Origin of the sequence: Ramlibacter paludis (assembly GCF_022012305.1) — a bacterium.
GTDB lineage: Bacteria > Pseudomonadota > Gammaproteobacteria > Burkholderiales > Burkholderiaceae_C > Ramlibacter > Ramlibacter paludis.
Genome location: NZ_JAKLTM010000005.1, coordinates 423,151 through 445,143 on the forward strand (window position 1 = coordinate 423,151; position 21,993 = coordinate 445,143).

19 protein-coding genes are annotated in these 21,993 nt (G+C 69.6%); 10 read left to right on the forward strand and 9 right to left on the reverse strand.

What is annotated here, in order from left to right; translation table 11 throughout:
* The first annotated feature begins 158 nt into the window (after positions 1–158).
* Positions 159–1,295 (forward strand): efflux RND transporter periplasmic adaptor subunit, encoded by a 1,137-nt coding sequence (locus LZ009_RS19035; protein ID WP_275699536.1) that lies wholly within the window; start codon positions 159–161, stop codon positions 1,293–1,295.
* 1 nt (position 1,296) lies between these two features.
* Positions 1,297–4,392 (forward strand): efflux RND transporter permease subunit, encoded by a 3,096-nt coding sequence (locus LZ009_RS19040; protein WP_275699537.1) that lies wholly within the window; start codon positions 1,297–1,299, stop codon positions 4,390–4,392.
* Here LZ009_RS19040 and LZ009_RS19045 read toward each other — a convergent pair.
* Positions 4,367–5,089, reverse strand: coding sequence for a winged helix-turn-helix transcriptional regulator (locus LZ009_RS19045; RefSeq protein ID WP_275699538.1), 723 nt, complete (start codon positions 5,087–5,089; stop codon positions 4,367–4,369). The two genes, LZ009_RS19040 and LZ009_RS19045, sit on opposite strands and share 26 nt — an antisense overlap.
* Positions 5,090–5,196: 107 nt before the next feature.
* Between LZ009_RS19045 and LZ009_RS19050 the strand changes: the two genes are divergently transcribed.
* Together LZ009_RS19050 and LZ009_RS19055 are read left to right on the forward strand one after the other, a co-directional pair.
* Positions 5,197–6,615 carry an FAD-binding oxidoreductase gene (locus LZ009_RS19050; RefSeq protein ID WP_275699539.1) on the forward strand — a complete coding sequence of 473 codons (1,419 nt, stop codon included), beginning with the start codon at positions 5,197–5,199 and terminating at the stop codon, positions 6,613–6,615.
* 58 nt (positions 6,616–6,673) lie between these two features.
* Positions 6,674–7,381, forward strand: coding sequence for a glutathione S-transferase N-terminal domain-containing protein (locus tag LZ009_RS19055; protein ID WP_275699540.1), 708 nt, complete (start codon positions 6,674–6,676; stop codon positions 7,379–7,381).
* Positions 7,382–7,384: 3 nt separating this feature from the next.
* On the opposite strand, the gene LZ009_RS19060 is transcribed toward LZ009_RS19055, so the two are convergent.
* Positions 7,385–10,948, reverse strand: coding sequence for an indolepyruvate ferredoxin oxidoreductase family protein (locus LZ009_RS19060; protein WP_275699541.1), 3,564 nt, complete (start codon positions 10,946–10,948; stop codon positions 7,385–7,387).
* A 100-nt stretch (positions 10,949–11,048) separates the two neighbouring features.
* Here LZ009_RS19060 and LZ009_RS19065 point away from each other — a divergent pair, with 100 nt between their 5' ends.
* The 3 genes from LZ009_RS19065 to LZ009_RS19075 all read left to right on the forward strand — a co-directional run bounded on the left by LZ009_RS19065 (position 11,049) and on the right by LZ009_RS19075 (position 13,130).
* Positions 11,049–11,561 (forward strand): Lrp/AsnC family transcriptional regulator, encoded by a 513-nt coding sequence (locus LZ009_RS19065; protein WP_275699542.1) that lies wholly within the window; start codon positions 11,049–11,051, stop codon positions 11,559–11,561.
* Positions 11,561–12,478 (forward strand): DMT family transporter, encoded by a 918-nt coding sequence (locus LZ009_RS19070; protein ID WP_275699543.1) that lies wholly within the window; start codon positions 11,561–11,563, stop codon positions 12,476–12,478. The genes LZ009_RS19065 and LZ009_RS19070 overlap by 1 nt, the downstream gene beginning before the upstream one ends.
* A 70-nt stretch (positions 12,479–12,548) precedes the next feature.
* Positions 12,549–13,130, forward strand: a complete 582-nt coding sequence (locus LZ009_RS19075; RefSeq protein ID WP_275699544.1) for a CBS domain-containing protein — start codon at positions 12,549–12,551, stop codon at positions 13,128–13,130.
* Here the strand turns inward: LZ009_RS19075 and LZ009_RS19080 are convergent.
* Genes LZ009_RS19080 through LZ009_RS19095 form a run of 4 tightly spaced genes read right to left on the reverse strand, consistent with a single transcriptional unit; the run spans position 13,127 to position 16,198 of the window.
* The gene (locus LZ009_RS19080) at positions 13,127–14,032 is read right to left on the reverse strand and encodes a 5'-nucleotidase (protein WP_275699545.1); all 906 of its coding nucleotides are present in this window, start codon (positions 14,030–14,032) and stop codon (positions 13,127–13,129) included. The genes LZ009_RS19075 and LZ009_RS19080 overlap by 4 nt on opposite strands.
* A gap of 3 nt (positions 14,033–14,035) precedes the next feature.
* Positions 14,036–15,262 carry a type II secretion system inner membrane protein GspF gene (gspF, locus tag LZ009_RS19085; protein ID WP_275699546.1) on the reverse strand — a complete coding sequence of 409 codons (1,227 nt, stop codon included), beginning with the start codon at positions 15,260–15,262 and terminating at the stop codon, positions 14,036–14,038.
* A gap of 7 nt (positions 15,263–15,269) precedes the next feature.
* Complete coding sequence (locus LZ009_RS19090) at positions 15,270–15,632, reverse strand: hypothetical protein (protein WP_275699547.1); 363 nt, start codon at positions 15,630–15,632, stop codon at positions 15,270–15,272.
* On the reverse strand, positions 15,629–16,198 hold the full coding sequence (locus tag LZ009_RS19095) for a hypothetical protein (RefSeq protein ID WP_275699548.1): 570 nt from the start codon (positions 16,196–16,198) through the stop codon (positions 15,629–15,631). The genes LZ009_RS19090 and LZ009_RS19095 overlap by 4 nt, the downstream gene beginning before the upstream one ends.
* Positions 16,199–16,332: 134 nt before the next feature.
* On the opposite strand from LZ009_RS19095, the gene LZ009_RS19100 reads away from it, so the two are divergent.
* Positions 16,333–17,688 (forward strand): MATE family efflux transporter, encoded by a 1,356-nt coding sequence (locus LZ009_RS19100; protein ID WP_275699549.1) that lies wholly within the window; start codon positions 16,333–16,335, stop codon positions 17,686–17,688.
* Positions 17,689–17,751: 63 nt separating this feature from the next.
* Positions 17,752–18,018: a hypothetical protein gene (locus tag LZ009_RS19105; RefSeq protein WP_275699550.1), complete on the forward strand. Its 267-nt coding sequence runs from the start codon at positions 17,752–17,754 to the stop codon at positions 18,016–18,018.
* On the opposite strand, the gene LZ009_RS19110 is transcribed toward LZ009_RS19105, so the two are convergent.
* Positions 17,996–18,682 carry a GNAT family N-acetyltransferase gene (locus LZ009_RS19110; protein ID WP_275699551.1) on the reverse strand — a complete coding sequence of 229 codons (687 nt, stop codon included), beginning with the start codon at positions 18,680–18,682 and terminating at the stop codon, positions 17,996–17,998. The genes LZ009_RS19105 and LZ009_RS19110 overlap by 23 nt on opposite strands.
* Before the next feature lie 38 nt (positions 18,683–18,720).
* Between LZ009_RS19110 and LZ009_RS19115 the strand changes: the two genes are divergently transcribed.
* Complete coding sequence (locus LZ009_RS19115) at positions 18,721–19,905, forward strand: multidrug effflux MFS transporter (protein WP_275699552.1); 1,185 nt, start codon at positions 18,721–18,723, stop codon at positions 19,903–19,905.
* Here LZ009_RS19115 and LZ009_RS19120 read toward each other — a convergent pair.
* Positions 19,886–21,499 (reverse strand): AMP-binding protein, encoded by a 1,614-nt coding sequence (locus tag LZ009_RS19120; protein ID WP_275699553.1) that lies wholly within the window; start codon positions 21,497–21,499, stop codon positions 19,886–19,888. The two genes, LZ009_RS19115 and LZ009_RS19120, sit on opposite strands and share 20 nt — an antisense overlap.
* Positions 21,496–21,972, reverse strand: a complete 477-nt coding sequence (locus tag LZ009_RS19125; protein WP_275699554.1) for a MarR family winged helix-turn-helix transcriptional regulator — start codon at positions 21,970–21,972, stop codon at positions 21,496–21,498. The genes LZ009_RS19120 and LZ009_RS19125 overlap by 4 nt, the downstream gene beginning before the upstream one ends.
* Positions 21,973–21,993: the final 21 nt, after the last annotated feature.

The window sequence follows — 21,993 nt, forward strand, 5'->3', positions numbered from 1 at the left end:
CGAATCGACGCTTCGTCGCAGCCAGCGGCAATCCATCCCATGGGCGTTGAGCGGGGCGGGACGGATATGCAACACTTTCGCCTTCGCGGCTGACCCGGCCGCCCATCCAAGAGGACCCGGAGGCGCGGCTGCGATCCAGCCGCGGAGGGGAGTGCTCCATGAGACATAGAACGATTCTTGCCCTGCAGTGCGCCGCCGTCGGCGTCCTGCTGCTCGCCCTGGCGGGCTGCGGAGGCGGCAACGCCAACGCCGCCAAGGCCGAAACCCAGCCGGTGCTGCTCTCGCCCGAAGACGTGCTGACCGTGCGGCCCAGCGCCATCACGGCCGGCCCGCTGATCACCGGCAGCCTGCAGCCCGACAAGCGCGCCGACCTGCGCGCCGAGGTGTCGGCCGTGGTCACCGCCGTGCTGAAGGAGAACGGCGACGCCGTGAAGCGCGGCGACCTCCTGGTGCGCCTCGACGACACCTCCATCCGCGAAGGACTCACTTCCGCGCAGGAGGCCGAGCGCGCCGCCGTCCAGGCGTCCGAGCAGGCCGAGCGCCAGCTGCAGCGCCTGAACACCTTGCGCGCCTCCGGCATGGCCTCGGCCCAGGCCCTGGAGGACGCGGAGATCCGCCGCAACACCACGCAGAGCGACCTGGCCTCGGCCAAGATGCGGCTCGTGCAGGCGAAGCAGCAGATGCAGCGCACCGAAGTCCGCGCACCCTTCGACGGCGTGGTGGCGGACCGCAAGCTGTCGGTCGGCGACACCGCCCAGGTCGGCAAGGAACTGCTGAAGGTGATCGACCCGAGCAGCCTGCGCTTCGAAGGCCTGATCTCTTCCGACGCCATCCAGTCGGTCCAGCGCGGCCAGACCGTGACCTTCCGCGTCAACGGCTTCGGCGAGCGCGAGTTCGCCGGCACCGTGCGGCTGGTGAGCCCGAACGCCAACGCCATGACGCGCCAGGTCGAAGTGCTGGTGGATGTGGCCGGCGCGCCGCCGCGCCTGGCCGGCCTGTATGCGGAAGGACGGGTGGCCGCATCGAGCACGCAGGCGCTGGTCTTGCCGGCCTCGGCCGTGGTCCGCAGCGGCGACCGGGCTTCGGCCTGGAAGGTGCAAGGCGGCAAGCTGCAGCAGGCGACGCTGCAGCTCGGCGAGCGGGACCCGCGCCGCGGCGACTTCGTCGTGCGTTCGGGGCTGGTCGAAGGCGACCGCGTGCTGCGGCATCCCGTCGCCACACTGAAGGACGGCCAGCCGGTGCAGGAAAACGCGAGCGCGGCCGCCAGCGCCGCACCGTCGACCCTGGTGCGCTGACATGATCCTCTCCGACTTCAGCATCCGCCGGCCGCTGGCCACGGTGGTGATCATCCTGTCGCTGATGGCGCTCGGCGTGCTGGCGCTGCAGAAACTGCGCGTCAACGAGATCCCCGACGTCGAACAGCCGGTGATGGCCATCAACATCGCCTACCCCGGCGCCTCGCCCGAGACCGTGGAGCGCGAGGTCATCAACCGCATCGAGCGCTCGCTGCAGGGCATCGCCGGCGTCTACGAGATCCGCTCCACCGCCAAGGAGAGCAACGCCCAGATCATCGTCATCTTCAACTTCAGCAAGAACATGATCGAGGCGGCCGACGAGATCCGCAACGCGATCTCCACCGTGCGCTACAAGCTGCCGGTCGAAATGCGCGAGCCGGAGATCCGCCGCCGCGACCCGGGTGCGCAGCCGATCATGGAGCTGGCGCTGTCCTCCACCGGCCAGAGCCATGCCGAGATCTCGCGGCTGGCGGAAGACGAACTGGCCGACAAGCTGCGCGGTGTCGACGGCGTGGCGGTGGTGAACGTGACAGGCTCGCTCAAGCGCGAACTGAGCGTGCTGCTGCACGCGGACCGCCTGCGCGAATACGGCATCTCGGTGGCCGAAGTGGTCGACGCGGTGCGCAGCCAGAACGCCAACGCGCCGGTGGGCCGGGTGGTCGGCCCGCTGCGCGACCAGAGCATCCGGCTCGTGGGACGCATCGAATCGCCGGCCGATTTCGGCCAGGTCATCGTGCGCCGCCGCGGCAGCGAGGTGGTGCGCCTGGGCCAGCTGGCCGAAACCATCGACGGCTTTGCCGACGTCGAAAGCGTGAGCCTGCGCAACGCGCACCCGAACGTCAGCCTGTCCGTCACGCGTTCGCGCGAAGCCAGCACGGTGGCCGTCGCCCACGGCGTGCGCAAGCTGGTGGGCGAGATCAATGCCACGCTTCCCGCCGGCACCAAGCTGGACATCGTGCGTGACGGCGGCATCGACGCGCAGGACAACCTGAACAACGTGATCGAGGCGCTGGTGCTCGGCGCCGTGCTCACGGTGCTGGTCGTCTACGTGTTCCTCAACTCGTGGCGCTCCACGCTGATCACCGCCTTGAGCCTGCCCACTTCGGCGCTCACCGCCTTCATCGCCGTCTGGCTGTGCGGCTTCACGCTGAACTTCATGACGCTGCTCGGGATCTCGCTGGCCATCGGCGTGCTGATCGACGATGCGATCGTGGTGCGCGAAAACATCGTGCGCCACCTGGAAAACGGCGCCGACCGCATCACCGCGGCCAGCCGCGGCACCGCGGAGATCGGCCTGGCGGTGGCGGCCACGACCTTCTCGATCGTCGCCATCTTCATTCCCGTGGCCTTCATGCCGGGCGTGGCCGGCGAGTGGTTCCGCCCCTTCGCGTTGACGGTCGCCACCTCGGTGCTGGTGAGCCTGTACATCTCCTTCACGCTGGACCCGATGATCTCGGCCTACTGGGGCGACCCGCCGGCGCATGAACGCAAGCCGCGCGGCCGCATCGGCCACGCGCTGGAGCGCTTCAACAACTGGTTCGACCACCAGTCCGACCGCTACGGCAAGTTCATCGCCTTCGCCCTCCACCATCGCTGGTCGATGGCGGCGGTCGCGATCGGCAGCCTGGTGGTTTCCGTCGGCCTGTTCGCCAAGTTCGGCGGCTCCAGTTTCCTGCCGCAGCAGGACGTGGGCCAGATCGCCATCGACATCCGCACGCCGCCCAGCGCCAGCCTGGCCTACGCGCGCCTGAAGGTGGAGAAAGCCGCGGAGCTGGCGCGCACGCTGCCGGAAACCAAGTCGACAAACAGCCAGGTCTATGCCGGCGGCGGCCGCGTCTACGTCGACCTCGGCAAGCGCATGGAACGCAAGCGCAATGCCGCCGAAGTGGCGACCGAACTGCGCGGCAAGGTGGCGCGGCTGGTGGGCGCCGAGTTCGTCGTGTTCGACGACCTGAACAACGGCACGCGCAAGCCGGTGCAGATCCAGTTCTACGGCCAGGACGCGCGCACGCTGCTGGGCGTGACCAACGCCTACATGGACAAGCTGCGCAGAGTGAAAGGCGCCGTCGACGTCGGCCTGTCGGAGCAGGCGCCGAAGGAGGAACTGAAGATCGAGCTGGATCGCGGCCTCGCCAACCAGCTGGGCATCACGGTCGCCGACGCGGCGCAGGCGCTGCGCGTGGCCTTCGCCGGCGTCGAGGTCGGCGACTGGGTCGACCCGATCGGGCAATCGCGCGACGTCGCCGTGCGGCTGCACAAGGCGGACCGCGTCGACGCCGAGAACCTGGAGCGGCTTCCGGTGGCGGTCGGCACCAGCGGCACGGTCGTGCCCCTGAACCAGATCGCCCGCATCAGCATGGGCGAGGCGCCCGCGCAGATCCAGCACCTGACCGGCCGCCGCATGATCGCGGTGTCGGCCAACGTGCAGGACCGGCCGCAGGGCGACGTGATCGCCGACGCCGTCAAGCTGGCCAAGGAAATGAGCTTCCCGCCCGGCTACGGCGTGGAGCTGGGCGGCGCGGGCAAGGACCAGAAGGAAGTGTTCGGCGCGATGGCGACGGCGCTGGTGATGGGCGTGGGTCTCATGTACCTGATCCTGGTCGTGCAGTTCGGCTCGTTCACCGCGCCCCTGGCCGTGATGCTGTCGCTGCCCCTGAGCATGGTCGGCGTGGTGCTGGCCCTGCTGGTCACGCGCAGCACGCTCAACCTCATGAGCTTCATCGGCATCATCATGCTGATGGGGCTGGTGGCGAAGAACGCGATCCTGCTGCTGGATGCGGCGCGTTCGCGCGAGGAAGCCGGCATGGACCGCGAGGAGGCGCTGATGGCGGCCGGCCGCGCGCGGCTGCGCCCCATCCTGATGACCACCTTCGCGCTGATCGCCGGCATGCTGCCGGTGGCCATCGGCATGGGCGACAGCGGCGAGTTCTACCGGCCGATGGCGATCGCCATCATCGGCGGCATGGTGACGTCCACGCTGCTCACCTTGCTGGTGGTGCCGTCCTTCTACGACAGCATCGAGATCGGGCGCGAACGGCTGCTTGCCCGGTTCCGCCGGCGCCGGGCCGCGCCTACCCCGCTGCCTGCGTCGTCCTGAGTTCGGGCGCGACCGCGACCGGGCGCGCGCGCCGCGCCTGCGCGAAGGTGCCGACGCCGAGCCAGTTCCAGAGCCGGCCGGCCGCCTCCTGGGGACCCAGCACGCGCAGGTCGCCGGCCGCCATCGCCTGCTGCGGCGTGTCGTCGCCGGACCAGATCTCCGTCAGTGCGCGCAGCGTCGCGTCGAGCACCAGCGTGATCTCGCGGCCCGGGTCCTCGCGGCACAGGTCGGCCGTGCCGGCCTCCACCACCAGCCACCACTTGCGCTCGTCCTTGTGGCCGTCGCGGAACAGGAATTGCACCACCACCGGCTGCGGCGGGAATTCGGCCAGGCGCAGCGAACGCCGCATGTCCCACAACAGCAAGCCGGCGTCGAGCTCGCCCTCGCGCAGGCGGCTGCCGATCCAGCGGGCGCCCCATTGGCCCAGCCCCATGATGAGCGGGCGCAGCTCCTCGCCGGCCGCGGTCAGGTGGTATTCCCAGACCTTGCCCACCGCATGGCGCTCCACCACGCCGCATTCCTCGAGCTGGCGCAAGCGCTGCGCCAGCAGGCTGGTGGACATGCGCGGCACCCCGCGGTGCAGGTCGTTGAAGCGGTGGCTGCCGATCAGCAGCTCGCGGATGACGAGGGGCGTCCAGCGCTCGCACAGCACCTCGGCGCCCCGGGCCACGGTGCAGAACTGGCCATAGCCTTGCATGGGTCAGCCTCCTTGGGGGGACGAACGCTTCTGATTCTGGACTAGTCCTGGCCGGGCGTCACCCGCATGCTTCAGGCCTGCCTTTCTTCTCACGCCAGGAGCAACCCATGCCGATCGAACTCACCCGCCTCAATGGCCAAGCCGCCCCGCTCGAGGACGCAGCGCTGCAGGCTTTCCGCGGCGCCTTCAAGGGCGCCGTGCTGACTGCCGCCGACCCCGCCTACGAAGAGGTGCGCAAGCTCTGGAATGCGATGGTCGACCGCCGTCCCGGCCTCATCGCCCGCTGCACCGGGACCGCCGACGTGGTGCAGGCCGTGCGCTTCGCGCGCCAGCACCAGCTGTTGCTGACGGTGCGCGGCGGCGGCCACAACATCGCCGGGCTGGCGGTGGCGGACGGCGCGCTGATGGTCGACATGTCGCTGCTGCGCGGGGTGTGGGTCGATCCCGCCGCCGGCACGGCCCGTGCCCAGGCGGGCTGCACGCTGGCCGACGTCGACCGCGAGACGCAGCTGCATGGCTTGGCCGCCGTGCTCGGCTTCGTTTCCGCCACCGGCATCGCCGGCCTCACCGTAGGCGGCGGCTTCGGCTACCTGAGCCGCCGCTTCGGCTGGACCTGCGACACCTTGCAGTCCATGGAGGTGGTGACGGCCGAGGGCCAGGTCGTGCGGGCCTCGGCGCAGGAGAATGCCGACCTGTTCTGGGCCCTGCGCGGAGGCAGCGGCAACTTCGGCATCGTCACCTCGTTCGAGTACCGGCTGTTCCCGGTCGGGCCCGAGATCCTCGGCGGCGCCGTTGCCTGGCGCGGCGCGGACACGGCGCAGGTGCTGGAGGCCTGGCGCGAGTTCAGCGCTTCCGCGCCGCGCGAGCTCACCACGGTGGCGGTGCTGCGCATCGCGCCGCCCGCGCCCTGGCTGCCCAAGGAGATCCATGGCCAGCCCATCGTGGCCATCTTCGCCTGCTACAGCGGCAAGCCGGAAGAAGGCGAGGCGCTGCTGGCGCCGCTGCGCAAGCTGGGCCAGCCGGTGGCCGACATCATCACCCGCCGGCCCTACACGCAGATGCAGTCGCTGCTGGACGCCACGCAGCCGAAGGGCCGGCGCTATTACTGGAAGTCGCACTACCTGCCGGCCGTGACGCGCCAGGCCGCGGAACTGGCCGCCACCCATGCGGCGCAGCTGCCTTCGCCCTTCTCGGCGATCCTGCTGTTCCAGATCGGCGGTGCCCTCAACGAGCTGCCGGCCGGCCACTCGCCGGTGGGCAACCGCGATGCGGCCTATGTGCTGAACATCGCGGCCTCCTGGGAACACGCGCAGGACGATGCGGCCAACGTGGCCTGGGCGCGCACCGCCTTCCGGGCGATGCAGCCCTGCTCCACCGGCGGTACCTACATCAACTTCCTCACCGAGGAAGAGGGCGCCGACCGCATCGCGGCGGCCTATGGCCGCGCCAACCTGTCCAAGCTCACCGAGTTGAAGCAAAAGTGGGATCCGGACAACCTGCTGCGCCACAACAAGCCGGTGGCTTGACCCTCCAGCAGGATGCGCGGGTTTTTGGCACACTCCGGGTCCCAACACGAGGACCCCCATGCCCGCGCTCTCTGGCTTCCCCATCACCAAGAAATGGCCGGCGCAGCACCCGGACCGCATCCAGCTTTACTCGCTGCCCACGCCCAACGGCGTGAAGGTGTCGATCGCGCTGGAGGAAACGGGGCTGCCGTATGAAGTGCACCGCGTCGGCTTCGAGAACAACGACCAGATGACGCCGGAGTTCCTGTCGCTGAATCCGAACAACAAGATCCCCGCGATCCTCGACCCGAACGGCCCGGGCGGCAAGCCGCTGGCCTTGTTCGAGTCGGGTGCGATCCTGGTCTACCTGGCCGCGAAGTCGGGCCAGCTGATGCCCAAGGACGAGGCGGCGAAGTACGAGTGCCTGCAGTGGGTGATGTTCCAGATGGGCGGCATCGGGCCGATGTTCGGCCAGCTCGGCTTCTTCCACAAGTTCGCCGGCAAGGACTACGAGGACAAGCGTCCGCGCGACCGCTACGTCGCCGAATCGAAACGCCTGCTCGCGGTGCTGGACAAGCACCTGCAGGGCAAGCAGTGGATGATGGGCAAGGAGTACAGCGTCGCGGATATCGCGATCTTCCCGTGGGTGCGCAACCTGGTGGGCTTCTACGGCGCTGGCGAGCTCGTCGAGTTCGCGCAGTTCCACGAAGTGAAGCGCGTGCTCGACGCCTTCGCCGCACGGCCGGCGGTTGCGCGCGGGCTGGACATCCCGCCGCGCAACGCCTGAGCCTCAGGCCGCCGTCGTCACGCGGATCCCGCGCAGCTGCCCCGCCTGCGGCTTGCCCTCGGGCCGCGGATACTTCGCCGGATCGAAGCGGTGCAGCAGCTCCGCTTCGCGCACCCGGGCCAGCGCCACGTTGGCGAGCTTCACGTGGCCGTATCCGCGCATGGTCAGCGGCAGGGCGGCAATCTCGATGGCCGCCTTCAGGCGCTCGGGCGAAAGCGCGGGCAGCAGCGCGTCCACGCGCCGCAGGTAGTCCTCGACCAGCGCCCGCTCCATCCGCCGCTCCTCGGTGCGGCCGAAGATGTCGAAGGCCGTGCCGCGCAGCCGTTTGCCGTGGGCCAGTACTTTCAGCGCCGGCATCATCCACGACCCGAGCCGCACCTTGCGCGGCGCCTGCCCGTCGCGCGATTTGCTGATCACCGGCGGCGCCATGTAGAACTCCAGCTGCACGTCGCCTTCGAACTGCTGCGCCAGCGACTTGCGGAAGGCGCCGTCGGTGTACAGGCGCGCGACTTCGTATTCGTCCTTGTACGCCATCAGCTTGAGCAAGGCCTGAGCGAAGGTGCGCGTGAGAGGCATGGAAGCATCGGCGCCGACGGCCGCCTCGCGGCTGCGCACGGCTTCCACCGCGCTCGTGAAGCGGCGCGCATAGGCGGCGTCCTGGTAGGCGGTGAGGTGGTCCACCGCGCGTGCCAGCAGCGCCGGCAGGGGTTCGACCTCGGGCGGCGCCTCGGGCGTCCCGCGCAGCAGCCAGGCCAGGCTCTCCGCATCGGCGGCAGCGAGGCGACCGAGCGAGAACGCCAGCTTGTTGCTGTCCACCACCACGTTGTTCAGCTCGATCGCGCGCAGCAGCGCCTCCAGGCTGACCGGCACGAGCCCGCGCTGCCAGGCAAAGCCCAGCGCGACGATGTTGGAGAAGATCGTGTCGCCGAGGAAGCTCTCGGCGAGCTTCTGCGCATCGAGCGTCTCCAGGCGATCGGCGCCGGCGGCGAAGCGCAGCTTCTCCAGCAGCTGCGGCACCTTCAGGCTCGCATCCGGGTTGCGCAGGCTCTCGGCCACCGGCACTTCGTGCGTGTTGGCCAGGATGCGCGTGCGGCCGTGGCGCACCGTCACCAGCGCTTCCGGCGAAGCGCCGACCACGAGGTCGCAGGCGAGGATCGCATCGGCCTGCTGGGTGTCGATGCGCACCTGGTTCAGGCGCGAGGGAATGTCCGCCACGCGCACGAAGCTGAGCACCGAGCCGCCCTTCTGCGCGAAGCCCATGAAGTCCAGCACGCTGGCGCTCTTGCCTTCCAGGTGCGCGGCCATCGCGATCAGGGCGCCGACGGTCACCACGCCGGTACCGCCGACGCCGGTGACCAGCAGGTCGTAAGGCGCATTCCACACGTGCGCGCCGGGGCGCGGCAGGCAATCCACGCGCTGCATGAAATCATCGGCGCCGCCGGCCAGCGCACCCGTGCCCTTGCGCACCTTGCCGCCCACCACGCCGACGAAGCTGGGGCAGAAGCCCTTGGCGCAGGAGTAGTCCTTGTTGCAGCTGCTCTGGTCGATCTTGCGCTTGCGGCCCAGCGGCGTTTCCAGCGGCTGCACCGCCACGCAGTTGCTTTGCACGGTGCAGTCGCCGCAACCTTCGCAGACGCGGTCGTTGATGAACAGGCGGCGCGCCGGCTCGACCAGCTCGCCCTTCTTGCGCCGGCGGCGCTTTTCCGCGGCGCAGGTCTGTTCGTAGATCAGCACGGTGACGCCCGGTAGTTCGCGCAGGCGGCGCTGCACCGCATCGAGCTGGTCGCGGTCGTGGAATTCGGTGCCGGCGGGGAAGCGGTTGCGGAGGCCGTCGTATTTCCTGATGTCGTCCGACAGCACGACCACTTGCTTCACGCCCTCGGCTTCCACCTGGCGCGCGATGCCGTCGACCGTGATGATGCCGTCGACCGGCTGGCCGCCGGTCATGGCGACGGCGTCGTTGAACAGGATCTTGTAGGTGAGCGTGGCCTTGGCCGCCACGGCCTGGCGGATCGCCAGGTAGCCCGAGTGGTAGTAGGTGCCGTCGCCCAGGTTCTGGAACACGTGCGGCACCTTGGTGAACATGGCGTGCGACACCCAGTCGACGCCTTCGCCGCCCATCTGGATCAGGCCCTCGGTGCCCCGGTCCATCCAGCTGGCCATGAAGTGGCAGCCGATGCCGGCCTGCGCATGCGAGCCTTCGGGTACCTTGGTGCTGGTGTTGTGCGGGCAGCCGGCGCAGAAGTAGGGCAGGCGCTTGACGCTGTCGGAAGCGTTGGACAGCAGCTCGGGCGGCGTGAAGTCACGCACCAGGTGGCGCCGGTCGAGGTCCGCGAAGTGGCCGTGCAGCCAGTTGGCCACGATGGCGATCAGGCGCGAAGGCCGCAGTTCGCCGAGCTCGGACACCAGCGGCTGCTCCTGCGCATCGCGCTTGCCGACGATCACGGGGCGCTCCGCCGCGTTGTAGAACATCGCGCGCAGCTGGTCCTCCACCACCGGGCCCTTTTCCTCGATGACGAGCACTTCCTTCAGCCCGCGCGCGAACTCGCGCATGCGCGTCGGCTCGATCGGATAGGTGAGGCCCAGCTTGTGGATGCGCACGCCGTGCTGCGCCAGCGTCTCCTCCGAAATCTCCAGCCGGCGCAGCACTTCCATGAAGTCGTAGTGCGCCTTGCCGGCGGTGACGATGCCCACCGTGGCCTGCGGGCTGCGCACGATGTCGCGGTCGATGCTGTTGATGCGGGCAAAGGCGCGCACCGCCTCCAGCTTGGCGTGCAGGCGCTGCTCGATGGTGAGCGAGGGCAGGTCGGGCCAGCGGTAGTGCAGGCCGCCCGCCGGTGCGGCGTAGCCGGTGAGCTGGCGCACGGTATCGGCATCCTGCCAGGTCGCGACGCGTGCGTTCACCAGGTCCAGGTCCACCGTCGATGCGCTCTCCACCACTTCCGACAGGGCCGTGAAGCCGACCCAGTTGCCGGAGAAGCGCGAGAGCGCCCAGCCGTACAGGCCGAACTCCAGGTATTCGGCGACGCTGCCCGGCGACACGATGGGCGCGTGCATGCTCTGGAAGATCTGGTCGCTCTGGTGCGGCATCGACGAGGACACGCAGCCGTGGTCGTCGCCCGCCACCATCAGCACGCCGCCGTGCGGCGAGGCCCCGTAGGCATTGCCGTGCTTGAGCGCGTCGCCGGCGCGGTCCACGCCCGGGCCCTTGCCGTACCACATGGCAAACACGCCTTCGCAAGTGCGCTCCGGGTCGGCCTCGACGCGCTGCGTGCCCAGCACCGCGGTCGCGCCCAGTTCCTCGTTGATGGCCGGCAGGAAACGGATGCCGCTCTCCTCCAGCTTCTTGCCCGCCTTCCACACCTGCTGGTCCACCATGCCCAGCGGCGAGCCGCGGTAGCCGCTGATGAAGCCGCGGGTGCCCAGGCCCGCGGCGGCGTCGCGCTGGCGCTGCATCAGCAGCAGCCGCACCAGGGCCTGCGTGCCGGTGAGGAAGACGGCGCCTTGCGGGGCCCACAGGTTGTCCTGCAGGCGGTAGCCCGGGCGCTTCAGGGTGGTCGTGTCCATCCGGGAAGCTTAAGCAGCCGGGCTGGAAAAAGGCTTCTTTTCTTTCCGGCGGCAGTCCGGTGGTGGAGAATGCCATTCTCGAAAGCGCCTGGGAAAGAGAATGAACGGACTCGACCGCCACGACATCGCCCTGCTGGCCGAACTGCAGCGCGACTCGCGCCAGACCGTGCAGCAGCTGGCCGACGCCGCCGGCCTGAGCAGCACGCCTTGCTGGAAGCGGGTGAAGGAGATGGAAGCCACCGGCATCATCCGTGGCTACACGGCGCTGGTGGACCGCGAGCTGGTCGGCCTGTCGCTCGCCGTGCTGGCCGAGGTGAACCTCACCCGCCACAACGAGGACGACGTGCGCAAGTTCGAACGCGCGGTGGCCGATTGCCCGCAGATCGTCAGCTGCTACGCCACCACCGGCCAGGCCGACTACGTCATCAAGGTGCTCGTTCCGGACATCAAGAGCTACGAAAGCTTCCTGCACGAGACGGCTTTCAAGCTGCCCGGCGTGACGCGCGTGCGCTCGAGCGTGGTGCTGAAAGAGGTGAAAGCCGAGACTCGCCTGCCGCTCGCGCCCGCCGTGGCGGCCAAGACGGCCAAGGCGGCCAAGCGGGCGCGCGCCTAGTGGACGATTCCAACTCCCTGCAGCGGCGCGCCCAGCTGCTGCAGCACCAGGCCGCCCGCCTGTCGCCCACCACGCGCGCGATGGCCTGGTCGATCGCCTCCAGCTTCCTGTTCGTGGCGCTCAACTCGCTGATGCGCGAGCTGACGATGCAGATGCACGCCTACGAAGTGCAGTTCCTGCGCTACCTGATGGGCCTGCTGGTGATGCTGCCGCTGATGCTGCGCGCCGGCCTCGCCACCTACCGGCCGAAGAACATCGTGGGCCAGTTCACGCGGGGCGCGGTGCACACGGTGGGCCTCATCCTTTGGTTCATCGCCATCCCGCACATCACCATCGCCGACACCACGGCCATCGGCTTCACCACGCCCATCTTCATCATGCTGGGCGCGGTGCTGCTGTTCAAGGAGCCGATGCGCTGGGAGCGCTGGCTGGCCGCGGCCATCGGCTTCGCCGGCGTGCTGATCGTGGTGGCGCCCAAGCTCACCGGGCAGGGCGGCTGGTACAGCCTGGTGATGCTGGCGGCCTCGCCGGTCTTCGCAATCTCCTTCCTGATCACCAAGGCCCTCACGCGCTACGAGCGCGCGGAGGTCATCGTGGCCTGGCAGGCGATCAGCATCACGGTGCTGAGCCTGCCGCTGGCCTTGTTGCACTGGACGATGCCCGGCCTCGGCCAGTGGCTCTTGTTCGCGCTGTGCGGGCTGCTCGGCAGTTCGGTGCACTACTGCCTCACCCGCTCCTATGCCGCCGCCGACATCTCGGCCACGCAATCGGTGCGCTTCCTGGAACTGGTCTGGGCGACGCTGCTGGGCTGGCTGGTGTTCGGCGACATCGTCAGCAGCAGCACGCTGATGGGCGGCGTGGTGATCTGCGCCTCCACGCTGTGGATCGCGCGGCGCGAATCACGCGGGCCGCGCTGAGTCCAAGGTCCCATTGCCTGGGCAAGCCAATCGGCGGATCATGGCAAACAGTTCATCGAGGACCGTCCAGATGCGTGACCATCCGCTTCCCGTCCTGCCCGTCGCCGGCCCCATCCGCATCTGCACGCCCACGCAGGGCGCCACCGAGGTGACGCTGGATTCCTCGGCGCTGCTGGTGATGACCGACCTGAAACGCGTGGCCGCCGCGGTGATCTCGCCGCAGGCCACCATGGAGGCCGCCGAAGCCTTCATGTTCCAGCGCGGCGTGCGCATGCTGCTGGTGACGGAGGCCGACCAGGGGCTGGCCGGCATCGTCACCACCAACGACGTGCTGGGCGAGAAGCCGCTGGCCGTGGCGCGCGAGCGGCGCCTGCGGCACAGCGAGATCCTGGTGGCCGACGTCATGACGCCCGCCGAACGGCTCGAGGCCTTCGACATGCACGAACTGCGCACGGCGCGCGTCGGCCAGGTGGTGGCCAGCCTGCGCGAAGCAGGCAGGCACCACGCGCTGGTGGTGCAGACCTCGCCGGCCGGCGAGCGCGAAGTGCGCGGCATCTTCTCGCTGTCGCAGATCGCGCGGCAGCTGGGCATGCCGCTCCAGCTGAAAGAGCACGCCCATTCGTTTGCGGAAATCGAAGCGGCGCTGGCCTAGCTGACGACGTTGGAAATGCCGGACGCCACGTGTCCCGCCGGCACGTGGAGCGCCGCATGGCTCACATGCCGCGTCTGGTCGTCGAAGAAGAAGTCCGGCTCGAACTCGCGCAGGAACTCGCCCTTGGCCAGGCCGCCGAGGAACATGGCCTCGTCGACGTTGATCTTCCAGTTCAGCAGCGTGTTGATGGCGCGTTCGTGCGCCGGTGCGCTGCGCGCCGTCACCAGCGCGGTGCGGATGCGCATCTGCGAATTGCCGGCCTGCTGCAGCCGATGCAGCGCCATCAGCAGCGGCTTGAACGGGCCGTCGGGCAGCGGCTGCGCCGCCTTGGTCGACTCGTGCTGCTGGAAGGCCTCCAGCCCCTGGGCCTGGAACACCTGTTCGGCCTCGTCGGAAAACAGCACGGCGTCGCCGTCGAAAGCGATGCGCACTTCGTTCGGGTAGTTGCCGCCGGCCAGCACCGATTCCGTCAATACCCGCGCCGCGGGAAAACCGGCCATCAGCGCCTGCCGCACGTCTTCCTCGTTGGCCGACAGGAAGAGGTTGGCGTGCAGCGGCCGCAGGTAGCCGAACGGTGAGCGCCCCTGCGTGAACACGCCACGCTGCAGGTGGATGGCGTTGGCCTGGGCCGAGCGGAACACGCGCATGCCCGACACCGGGTCGTTGCGCGAGAGCACCACCACCTCCACCCGCTGCGCGCCGGCGTCGTTGAAGGCCAGCAGCTTGCGGATCAGCGAGAAGGCGATGCCCGGGCGGGCCGGCTGGTCCAGCCGTTCCAGCTGCAGCCGCATGTAGCCGGCGGCGTCACCGCTTTCGAAGACCTGGTTCTCCTCCTCGAAGTCGAACAGGGCGCGCGAGGAAATCGCCACCACCAGCTTGTCGTCGAGGGTCGGCATGGCCATGGCTTACTTCACCCACTGGTTGAGCTGGATGATGGGCAGCAGCACCGCCAGCACGATCAGCATGACCACGAGGCCCATGCCGACGATCAGCAGCGGCTCCAGCAGCGTCGCCATCTGCAGGGCGCGGCGCTGCACTTCCGCCGAGAGCTGGTTGGCCGCGCGCTGCAGCATCTGCGGCAGCTGGCCGGTCTGCTCGCCCATGCGCGCGAACATCGCCAGCAGGCCGGGGAAGCGCTTCTTCTGCGCCAGCGCGGCGGCCAGCGGCGCGCCTTCGCGCACCAGCACCAGCGCGTCGAGCGCGTCGGCGCGCATGGCGCTGTTGTTCAAGGTTTCGGCCGCGGCCTGCAGCGACTTGAGGATGGGCACGCCGGCGCCGGACAGCATGGCCAGCGTGCCGGCGAAGCGCGCGGCGTTGTACTGGCGGGCGAGCCGGCCCAACAGCGGAAGCTTCAGCCAGCCGGCGTCGAAGCGCTCGCGGAAGGCGGGCGCGCGCAAAGACCAGCGCAGCATGGCGAAGGCGATGCCCAGCGCGATCAGCAGCACGATGCCCCAGCTGCGCAGGAAGGCGCTGAACGCCAGCATCACCACCGTGAGCAGCGGCAGCGCATGCTTGGTGCCGGCAAACACGTTGGCCACCTGCGGCACCACGTAAGTCATGAGCAGCAGCACGATGGAGATCGCCGCCACCGTGACGATGGCCGGATAGAGCGTGGCGGCCATCAGCTTGGCGTTGAGCGCCTGGCGCTCCTCCAGGTCGTCGGCCAGCCGCTCCAGCACCTGGCCGAGGTGGCCGCTCTGTTCGCCCGCGCCGACCACGGCGACGTAGATCGACGGGAACTCGCGCGGGAAGCGCGCCAGTGCCTTGGCGAACGAGGAGCCGGCGTTCACCTCGGCCCGCAGCGCCGCCACCATGTGGTGCTGGCGCTCGTTCTCCATTTCGTCGGCCAGGGCCGTGAGCGCCCGCTCCAGCGTGAGGCCGGAGCCGACCAGGCCGGCCAGCTGGCGCGTCCAGATCGCCAGGCTGGTGGCGCTGAAGACCGGGCGGGTGAACAGGGCACGGCCGGCGTCGGCCATCGCCCCCTCGCTACCGGCGGCGACCGGCTTCACGTCCAGCGGCACCAGGGCGCGGGTGCGCAGCAGGCCGCGCGCGGCCTTGGCCGTGTCGGCTTCGATCACGCCTTTCTGGGTGGCGCCCTCCGCGTCGAGTGCCTCGAAGGCATATGCTGGCATGCGGCCATTATGCGGAAAGCAGGAAGGTGCCGAGTTGGTCGACCGCCGCGGCCAGTTGCGGATCGCCTTGCATCTGCGCCTGGACCGCGTCGACCATGTCGGCGAAGCTGGGGTCGGCGACGAGCTGGCCGCCCAGCTCATAGAGCAGCACCGACTCGAGGAAGATGCGCACGGCCTTGGACTTGCGGCGTGGATCGTCGCGGTCCAGCGCGTGCACGCGCTGGGCCACCAGGGCCCGCACGCCGCTGTGCGCCGCTGATCGCGCGGTCGCCGGCGGCTGCGCGGCGCCCTGGCCCGGGCGCGCGCGGAAGGCCTGCACCTCGCCGTGCACGGCGGCGGCCAGCCGCTGGTTGGGGTCTATGGTGGTCAATGCAGCCGCCTCTCGTAACCGGACAGCAGGACATGGCGAGCGTCCGGATCGCTTTCCTCCGCGTCGGCCACCACCGCCTGGCCTGCCGCGAGCTTTTCGACGGCGGCCACCACCTCCTGGATGTCGGAGGCCATGGCCTGGTTGACGTCGTCGCAGGCGAGGCCCGCGCGGTAATGCGCCACCGCCTCCGCGAAGGCGTCCCCGGCCAGTGCGGCGAAGCCGCGCACGAAGTGCCCCAGCGCGCGGGCGCCGGGCAATTCGAGCAGCGGCTGCCAGGTCACCAGCGCCATGGCCGCGCGCTGCGAACTGAACTGCAGCAGTCCCAGCTGGTAGCGCGCCAGCGCGAACTCCGGCGCCAGCAGCACCGCCCGCGCGAAGGCGGACTCCGCCAGCTCGATGTTGCCGGCATTCGCATGCTCCGAGCCGGCCAGGAAATGCGGAACGCCCGAGGCCGGCGCGAGTGCGCTGGCCTGCGCGAACCGGGCGAGGGCCGCCTCCATCCGGTTGTCCCGGCTGGCCTCCAGCCCTTCGGCGATGAGGCGGTCAAAGCTCGGCTCCTGGTTCATGGTCAGCCCCCGTGTCTTCGAATACATCCGCGGTACGGGCCACGGGTTTAGGCCCGGAGCCCCGGTGTGCCAGCGGCTACAGTGCGCGGGTGCCCAGCCCTCCCCACCAAGCCTCCACGCGGGGCGCCGCAGGCGTGGCCGTCCCCCCAGCGCCCAAGCCGCTTCCCATCCGCTTCCTCGGCTTCCTCGCACCCCTCATCCTCACCAACGTCGTCCAGGTCCTCTCCGGCACCCTGAGCAACATCTACCTGGGCCAACTCGTGGGCCTGCAAGCCATGGCCGCCGCGGCCAGCTTCTTCCCGGTGTTGATGTGTTTCATCGCCTTTTTCGTCGGCCTCGGCGGCGGCGCCACGGTCCTCGTCGGCCAGGCCTGGGGCGCGCGCGACCTGGAGAAGGTGCGGCGCATCGCGGGCAGCGTGCTGCTGTTCGGCGTGGTGCTGGCCACGGCGCTGGCGATCCTGGGCGTGCTGGGCATCGCCCCCTTGCTGCGCTGGCTGGGCACGCCGGCCGACATCCTGCCGCAATCCACCTTGTACGCCCAGGTGATGCTGGCGGGCCTGCCGATTCCCTTCGTGTACCTCCTGATCGGCGCCATGCTGCGCGGCACCGGCGACAGCGTGACGCCGCTGCGCGCGCTGCTTGTGTCGGTCGGCACGTCCGTGGCGCTCACGCCGGCGTTGATCCTCGGCTGGGTCGGCCTGCCGCCCCTGGGCGTGCTGGGCGCGGCCATCGCCAACGTGCTGGCGCCCACGTTCGCCCTGGCCTGGCTGGTGTGGTTCCAGGGGCGGCGCGGGCACCTGATCTCGCTGCGGTCGCTGCGCGGCCACTTCGCCTTCGACGCTCCGCTGCTCAAGACGGTCGTGCGCCTGGGCATCCCGAGCGGGCTCTTCGCCATCACCAGCTCGCTGGCCGACGTGGCGCTGCTTTCGCTGGTCAACCAGCACGGCTCGAACGCCACGGCGGCCTGGGGCGCGGTGAGCCAGGTGATGACCTACGTGATGTTCCCGGCCATGTCGATCGCCATCGCGTCGTCGGTGTTTGCCGCCCAGGCCATCGGCGCCAACCAGATGCACGAGGTGGGCCACGTCACCCGCGTGGGCCTGTGGATGAACCTGCTGCTGACCGGTTCGCTGGCCGTGCTGGTCGCCCTGCTGGCGCCGTGGGCGGCGGCCCTGTTCCTGAAGGATCCGGAGGTGATCGCCTTCACCGCCTCGCTGCTGCGCATCACGGCCTGGGGCGCGATTGCCTTCGGCATGGCCAGCGTCTTCACCGGCGTGATGCGCGCCAGCGGCACGGTGCGCGTGCCGACGATGATCTCGCTGGGCTGCATCCTCGTGCTGGTGTATCCCGTGGCCACGGTCTTGCAGCACGCCATCGGCGTCAAGGGCATCTGGGCCAGCTACCCGGTCACCTACGGCTGCGCGCTGGTGCTGCAGGCGCTGTATTTCTTCGGGGTGTGGAAGCGCAAGCCGCTGCGGCGGCTGGTGTGATCGGTGGGCTTCCCTCATTGGGGTTACGGCGTCTGCGTCACACGCCGTTACGCTGGCGGGCTCATGGCCATCGCCCGCAAGCTGGCGGCGGACTTCCGCACCCGCATCTACCTCGAGTTCCTGCAGGTCCTGCAAGCCGCGGGCCGGGATGCGGCCGACTTCCAGCTCAAGGCCAGCAAGGTCGATCCGCCGATCCCGCCCGATTACGTCGAGGCGGTCGTGTCGGTTACCTGGTTGCCAGGCAAGCTGTCCTGCACCTATTGGTCGTCGAAGAAGCGCGACTGGACCTCGGACTTCCGCCGCGACGTCAGGGCCGGTCGGTTCGCGTGACCACGCGGATCGCGCATTCGCGGTAGACCGCGAAGCCCATGCGCTCGTAGAGCGCCACGGCGCCGGTGTTCGCCGTCATCACATGCAGGAAGGGCCGCTCGCCGCGCAACAGCTGGCGGCGCACCAGCAGTTCCATCAACCCGCGCGCCAGGCCGCGGCCCTGGAAGTCCGGATGCGTGCAGACGCCGCTCACCTCGCGCAGGCCGGGTGCATGCGCGCGCTCTCCCGCCATGGCGACCAGGCGCTCGCCTTCGAAGATGCCGAAGTAATCGCCCATCTCCAGCGTGCGCGGGCCGAAGGGGCCGGGGCGCGTGAGCTGCGCCAGCTGCAAGGCATGGTCCGCGTGTTCGGGGCGCAAAGGCAAAGCTTCGCGGGCACGGTCGCCGGCCGGCAGTTCCGCGTCCCAGGCCATGCGGTACATGGTGCCGTCGAAGTCCACCCGCCAGCCTGGCGGCGCCGCGCCGGTCCAGTCCGCGCAATAGAACTGCTCGCCGCTTTCGCAGAAGGGCAGCAGCGCCTGCGCGTCCGGCTGCTCCATGTCGGCAAAAGCCAGCAGCGGCGTGAAGCCGCGCGCGTAGCGGCGCGCCGTGGCGGTGCCGGCGGCCCAGGGCGCGTGCGGGCCGGCGAGCGCGCTCCAGAAGACGTTGTGCAGGGGGTCGGTCATGGCTGGCCCGCACGATACCGCAAGCACAATACGCCCCGATGCAACGTTCCTTTTTCGGCCTGGCGCTGGTGCTGGGCCTGATTTCCGCCGTCGGCCCCTTCGCCATCGACATGTACCTGCCGGCCCTGCCCACCATCGGGCAGTCGCTGCATGCCAGCCCGGGCGCGGTGCAAGGCAGCCTGATCGTGTTCTTCGTCGCGCTGGGCCTGGGCCAGGTGGTCTACGGACCGGTGTCCGACATGGTGGGCCGCAAGGCGCCGCTCTATTTCGGGCTGCTGCTGTTCGCGGCCGGCAGCATCGGCTGCGCGCTGGCGCCCAGCGTCGAATGGCTGATCGCGCTGCGCTTCGTGCAGGGACTGGGCGCCTGCGCCGGCATGGTGGTGCCGCGCGCGGTGATCCGCGACCTGCACACCGGCAACGATGCGGCGCGGCTCATGTCGCTGCTGATGCTGGTGTTCAGCGTGTCGCCTATCCTGGCCCCGCTCACGGGCAGCCTGCTGATCGACAACTTCGGCTGGCGCGCGGTGTTCTGGGCCGTGACGGTGGCGGCGGCCTTCAGCCTGGTGCTGCTCGCGACCGCGCTGCCCGAGACGCGGCCGCCCCAGGAGCGCGCCGACAGCAGCGTGGGCAGCGCCTTGAATGCCTACGGCGTGCTGCTGCGCGACCCGCATTTCCTGGGACTGTCGCTGATCGGCGGCTTCGGCGTGGCGAGCTTCTTCGCCTATCTCTCCAACTCCTCCTTCGTGCTGATCGACCACTACGGCCTGACCTCGCGCCAGTACAGCATCGCCTTCGCGGCCAACGCGGCCTCGTTCATCGGCGTGTCGCAGCTCACGAGCCGGCTGGGCACGCGCTTCGGCCTGGCGCGCATGGTGAAGGTGGCGGTGACGGTGTACGCGGCGGTGATGGTGGTGGCGCTGGCATGCCAGCTCGCCGGCCTGCAAAGCCTGTGGCTGTTGCTGGCGCTGCTGTTCGTCGCCTACGGCTTCCTCGGGCTGGTGATTCCGGCGACGATGGTGCTATCGATGGATGCGCACGGGCCCATCGCCGGCACCGCGTCCGCGCTGGGCGGGACGCTGCACTTCGTGGCCGGCATCCTGGTGATGGGGCTGGTGAGCCCGTTCGCCAACGGGAACCCGGTGCCGATGATGGTGGGGATCGCGGGCAGCGCCGTGATCGCGTTCGTCCTGGCCCTGGTGACGATCAGGACTGCCGCAGCTTGAAGCGCTGCAGCTTGCCCGTCTCCGTCCGCGGCAAGGCGCTCACGAACTCGATCTCGCGCGGGTACTTGAAGGGCGCAATGGTGGCCTTCACGTGGTCCTGCAGCGTCTTGACCATGGCGGCGTCCCCGTTTTGGCCCGGCTTCAGCACGCAGAACGCCTTCACGATCATCCCGCGCTCCTCGTCCGGCTTGCCGATCACGCCGCATTCCGCCACGGCGGGATGCTTCAGCAGCGCGTCTTCCACCTCGGGCCCGCCCACGTTGTAGCCGGCGGTGATGATCATGTCGTCGGCCCGCGCCTGGTAGACGAAGTAGCCGTCCTCGTCCTGCAGGAAGGCGTCGCCCGGGTAGTTCCAGCCGTCCTTCACGTAGTTGGCCTGGCGCGCGTCGTCCAGGTACTTGCAGCCCGTCGGCCCGATCACGGCGAGCTTGCCGATGGTGCCGCGCGGCACTTCGCGGCCTTCGTCGTCGACCACCTTGGCCTGGTAGCCCGGCACCACCTTGCCGATCGCGCCGCGTTTCACGTCCGCACCGGCCGAGGAAATGAAGATGTGGAACATCTCCGTGGCGCCGATGCCATCGAGCATCTCGATGCCGGTGGCCTGCTTCCACAGCTGCCGCGTCGCATCGGGCAGGCCCTCGCCCGCGCTGACGGCGATGCGCAGCTTGCCGATGCCCAGCTCGCGCGCGAAGGCCGCGGCCTGGCGGTAGAAGGTGGGCGCGGTGTAGCAGATGGTCGCGCCGATCGCGTTGATGGTGCGCACCAGCGTCTCCGGCGTGTACGGCGCTTCGGGGAAGTACACCGAAGCCCCGGCGGCCATCGGGAACACCAGCAGGCCGCCCAGGCCGAAGGTGAAGGCGAGCGGCGGGCTGCCGACCACGATGTCGTCCGGCGTGGCCTTCAGCACGCTGCGCGGCCAGGCGGCGCAGGCGGCCAGCACGTCGCGGTGCGTGTGCACGGCGGCCTTGGGCTTGCCGGTGGTGCCGGAGGTGAAGGCCAGCAGCGCGATGTCGTCCGCTGCGGTGGGGCAGGCCGCGAAGTCGCCCTGCTTCTGCGCGGCGCGCACGGCCAGCGAGCCGGGCAGGTCGGGCGCGTTGAAAGGAACGATGGTCTTCAGCACCGGACGGTCGCGCTGCGCCAGCTCCAGTTCTTCCATCAGCTTCGCGTCGCACAGCGCCAGGGCCGGCTGCGACTTGTCGATGATGTCGCCCAGCTCGCGCGCGCGCAGCAGCGGCATGGTGGCCACGGCGATGCCGCCGGCCTTGACCACGGCCAGCCAGGCCAGCGCCATGCCGATCGAGTTGCCGCCGCGCAGCAGCACGCGGTTGCCCGGCACCATGCCGAGGTCTTCGACCAGCACCCGGCAGATGCGGTCGACGCGATGACGAACGTCGGCGTAAGTGAGGACGATCTTGGCGGAACGCAGCAGCGGGCGCTCACCCCAGCCCTTGGCCGCGGCGCGATCCAGCAGTTCTTCCACAAGGTTGGCCTGGTCCGGCAGCTGCAGCTCGGGCAGGTCGAAGCGCATGGCCGGCAGGGCCGAGGGCGCCGGCAGGCGCTCGTGCACGAAGCGGTCGGTCTGGGCGGACTTCATTCGGCGGTCTCCGGGCGCGCATTGGCATGGTCCTTCACCTTGCCCAGCAGCTTGTGCAGGGTGGCCATGTCCTTCTCGCTCAGGGCGGAGAAGGCTTCCACGATCCAGCTTTCGTGCTGGCGCGCCATGTCGTTGAACAGCTTGCGGCCCTTGGGGGTGAGGCGCACGCGGTAGGCGCGGCGGTCGCCTTCCACGTCGATGCGCTCCACCAGGCCTTCGGTCACGAGCTGGTCGGTGATGCCGGTGACGTTGCCCCCGGTCACCATCATCCGGCGCGACAGCTCGTTCATCTTCAGGCCATTGGGCGCGCGTTCCAGCTGCGCCATCAGGTCGAAGCGCGGCAAGGTCGTGTCGAAACGCTCGCGGAGGCGCCCGCGCACCTGTTTTTCGACGATCTGGGTGCAGGTCAGCAGCCGCAGCCACAGGCGCAAGGCCTCCGGGTGTTCGCTGTGGGCCCGGGCTTCCATGTCCATGCCGTGCTCTCTTTTGATTGC

Excerpts from the sequence above, each read along its gene's own strand:
- LZ009_RS19125 (WP_275699554.1), bottom strand. The coding sequence starts at position 21,972 with ATGGACATGGAAGCCCGGGCCCACAGCGAACACCCGGAGGCCTTGCGC.
- gspF (WP_275699546.1), bottom strand. The coding sequence starts at position 15,262 with ATGCCAGCATATGCCTTCGAGGCACTCGACGCGGAGGGCGCCACCCAG.
- LZ009_RS19060 (WP_275699541.1), bottom strand. The coding sequence starts at position 10,948 with ATGGACACGACCACCCTGAAGCGCCCGGGCTACCGCCTGCAGGACAAC.
- LZ009_RS19095 (WP_275699548.1), bottom strand. The coding sequence starts at position 16,198 with ATGAACCAGGAGCCGAGCTTTGACCGCCTCATCGCCGAAGGGCTGGAG.
- LZ009_RS19105 (WP_275699550.1), top strand. The coding sequence starts at position 17,752 with ATGGCCATCGCCCGCAAGCTGGCGGCGGACTTCCGCACCCGCATCTAC.
- LZ009_RS19080 (WP_275699545.1), bottom strand. The coding sequence starts at position 14,032 with ATGGCCATGCCGACCCTCGACGACAAGCTGGTGGTGGCGATTTCCTCG.
- LZ009_RS19055 (WP_275699540.1), top strand. The coding sequence starts at position 6,674 with ATGCCCGCGCTCTCTGGCTTCCCCATCACCAAGAAATGGCCGGCGCAG.
- LZ009_RS19110 (WP_275699551.1), bottom strand. The coding sequence starts at position 18,682 with ATGACCGACCCCCTGCACAACGTCTTCTGGAGCGCGCTCGCCGGCCCG.
- LZ009_RS19075 (WP_275699544.1), top strand. The coding sequence starts at position 12,549 with ATGCGTGACCATCCGCTTCCCGTCCTGCCCGTCGCCGGCCCCATCCGC.
- LZ009_RS19050 (WP_275699539.1), top strand. The coding sequence starts at position 5,197 with ATGCCGATCGAACTCACCCGCCTCAATGGCCAAGCCGCCCCGCTCGAG.
- LZ009_RS19115 (WP_275699552.1), top strand. The coding sequence starts at position 18,721 with ATGCAACGTTCCTTTTTCGGCCTGGCGCTGGTGCTGGGCCTGATTTCC.
- LZ009_RS19040 (WP_275699537.1), top strand. The coding sequence starts at position 1,297 with ATGATCCTCTCCGACTTCAGCATCCGCCGGCCGCTGGCCACGGTGGTG.
- LZ009_RS19045 (WP_275699538.1), bottom strand. The coding sequence starts at position 5,089 with ATGCAAGGCTATGGCCAGTTCTGCACCGTGGCCCGGGGCGCCGAGGTG.
- LZ009_RS19120 (WP_275699553.1), bottom strand. The coding sequence starts at position 21,499 with ATGAAGTCCGCCCAGACCGACCGCTTCGTGCACGAGCGCCTGCCGGCG.
- LZ009_RS19065 (WP_275699542.1), top strand. The coding sequence starts at position 11,049 with ATGAACGGACTCGACCGCCACGACATCGCCCTGCTGGCCGAACTGCAG.
- LZ009_RS19035 (WP_275699536.1), top strand. The coding sequence starts at position 159 with ATGAGACATAGAACGATTCTTGCCCTGCAGTGCGCCGCCGTCGGCGTC.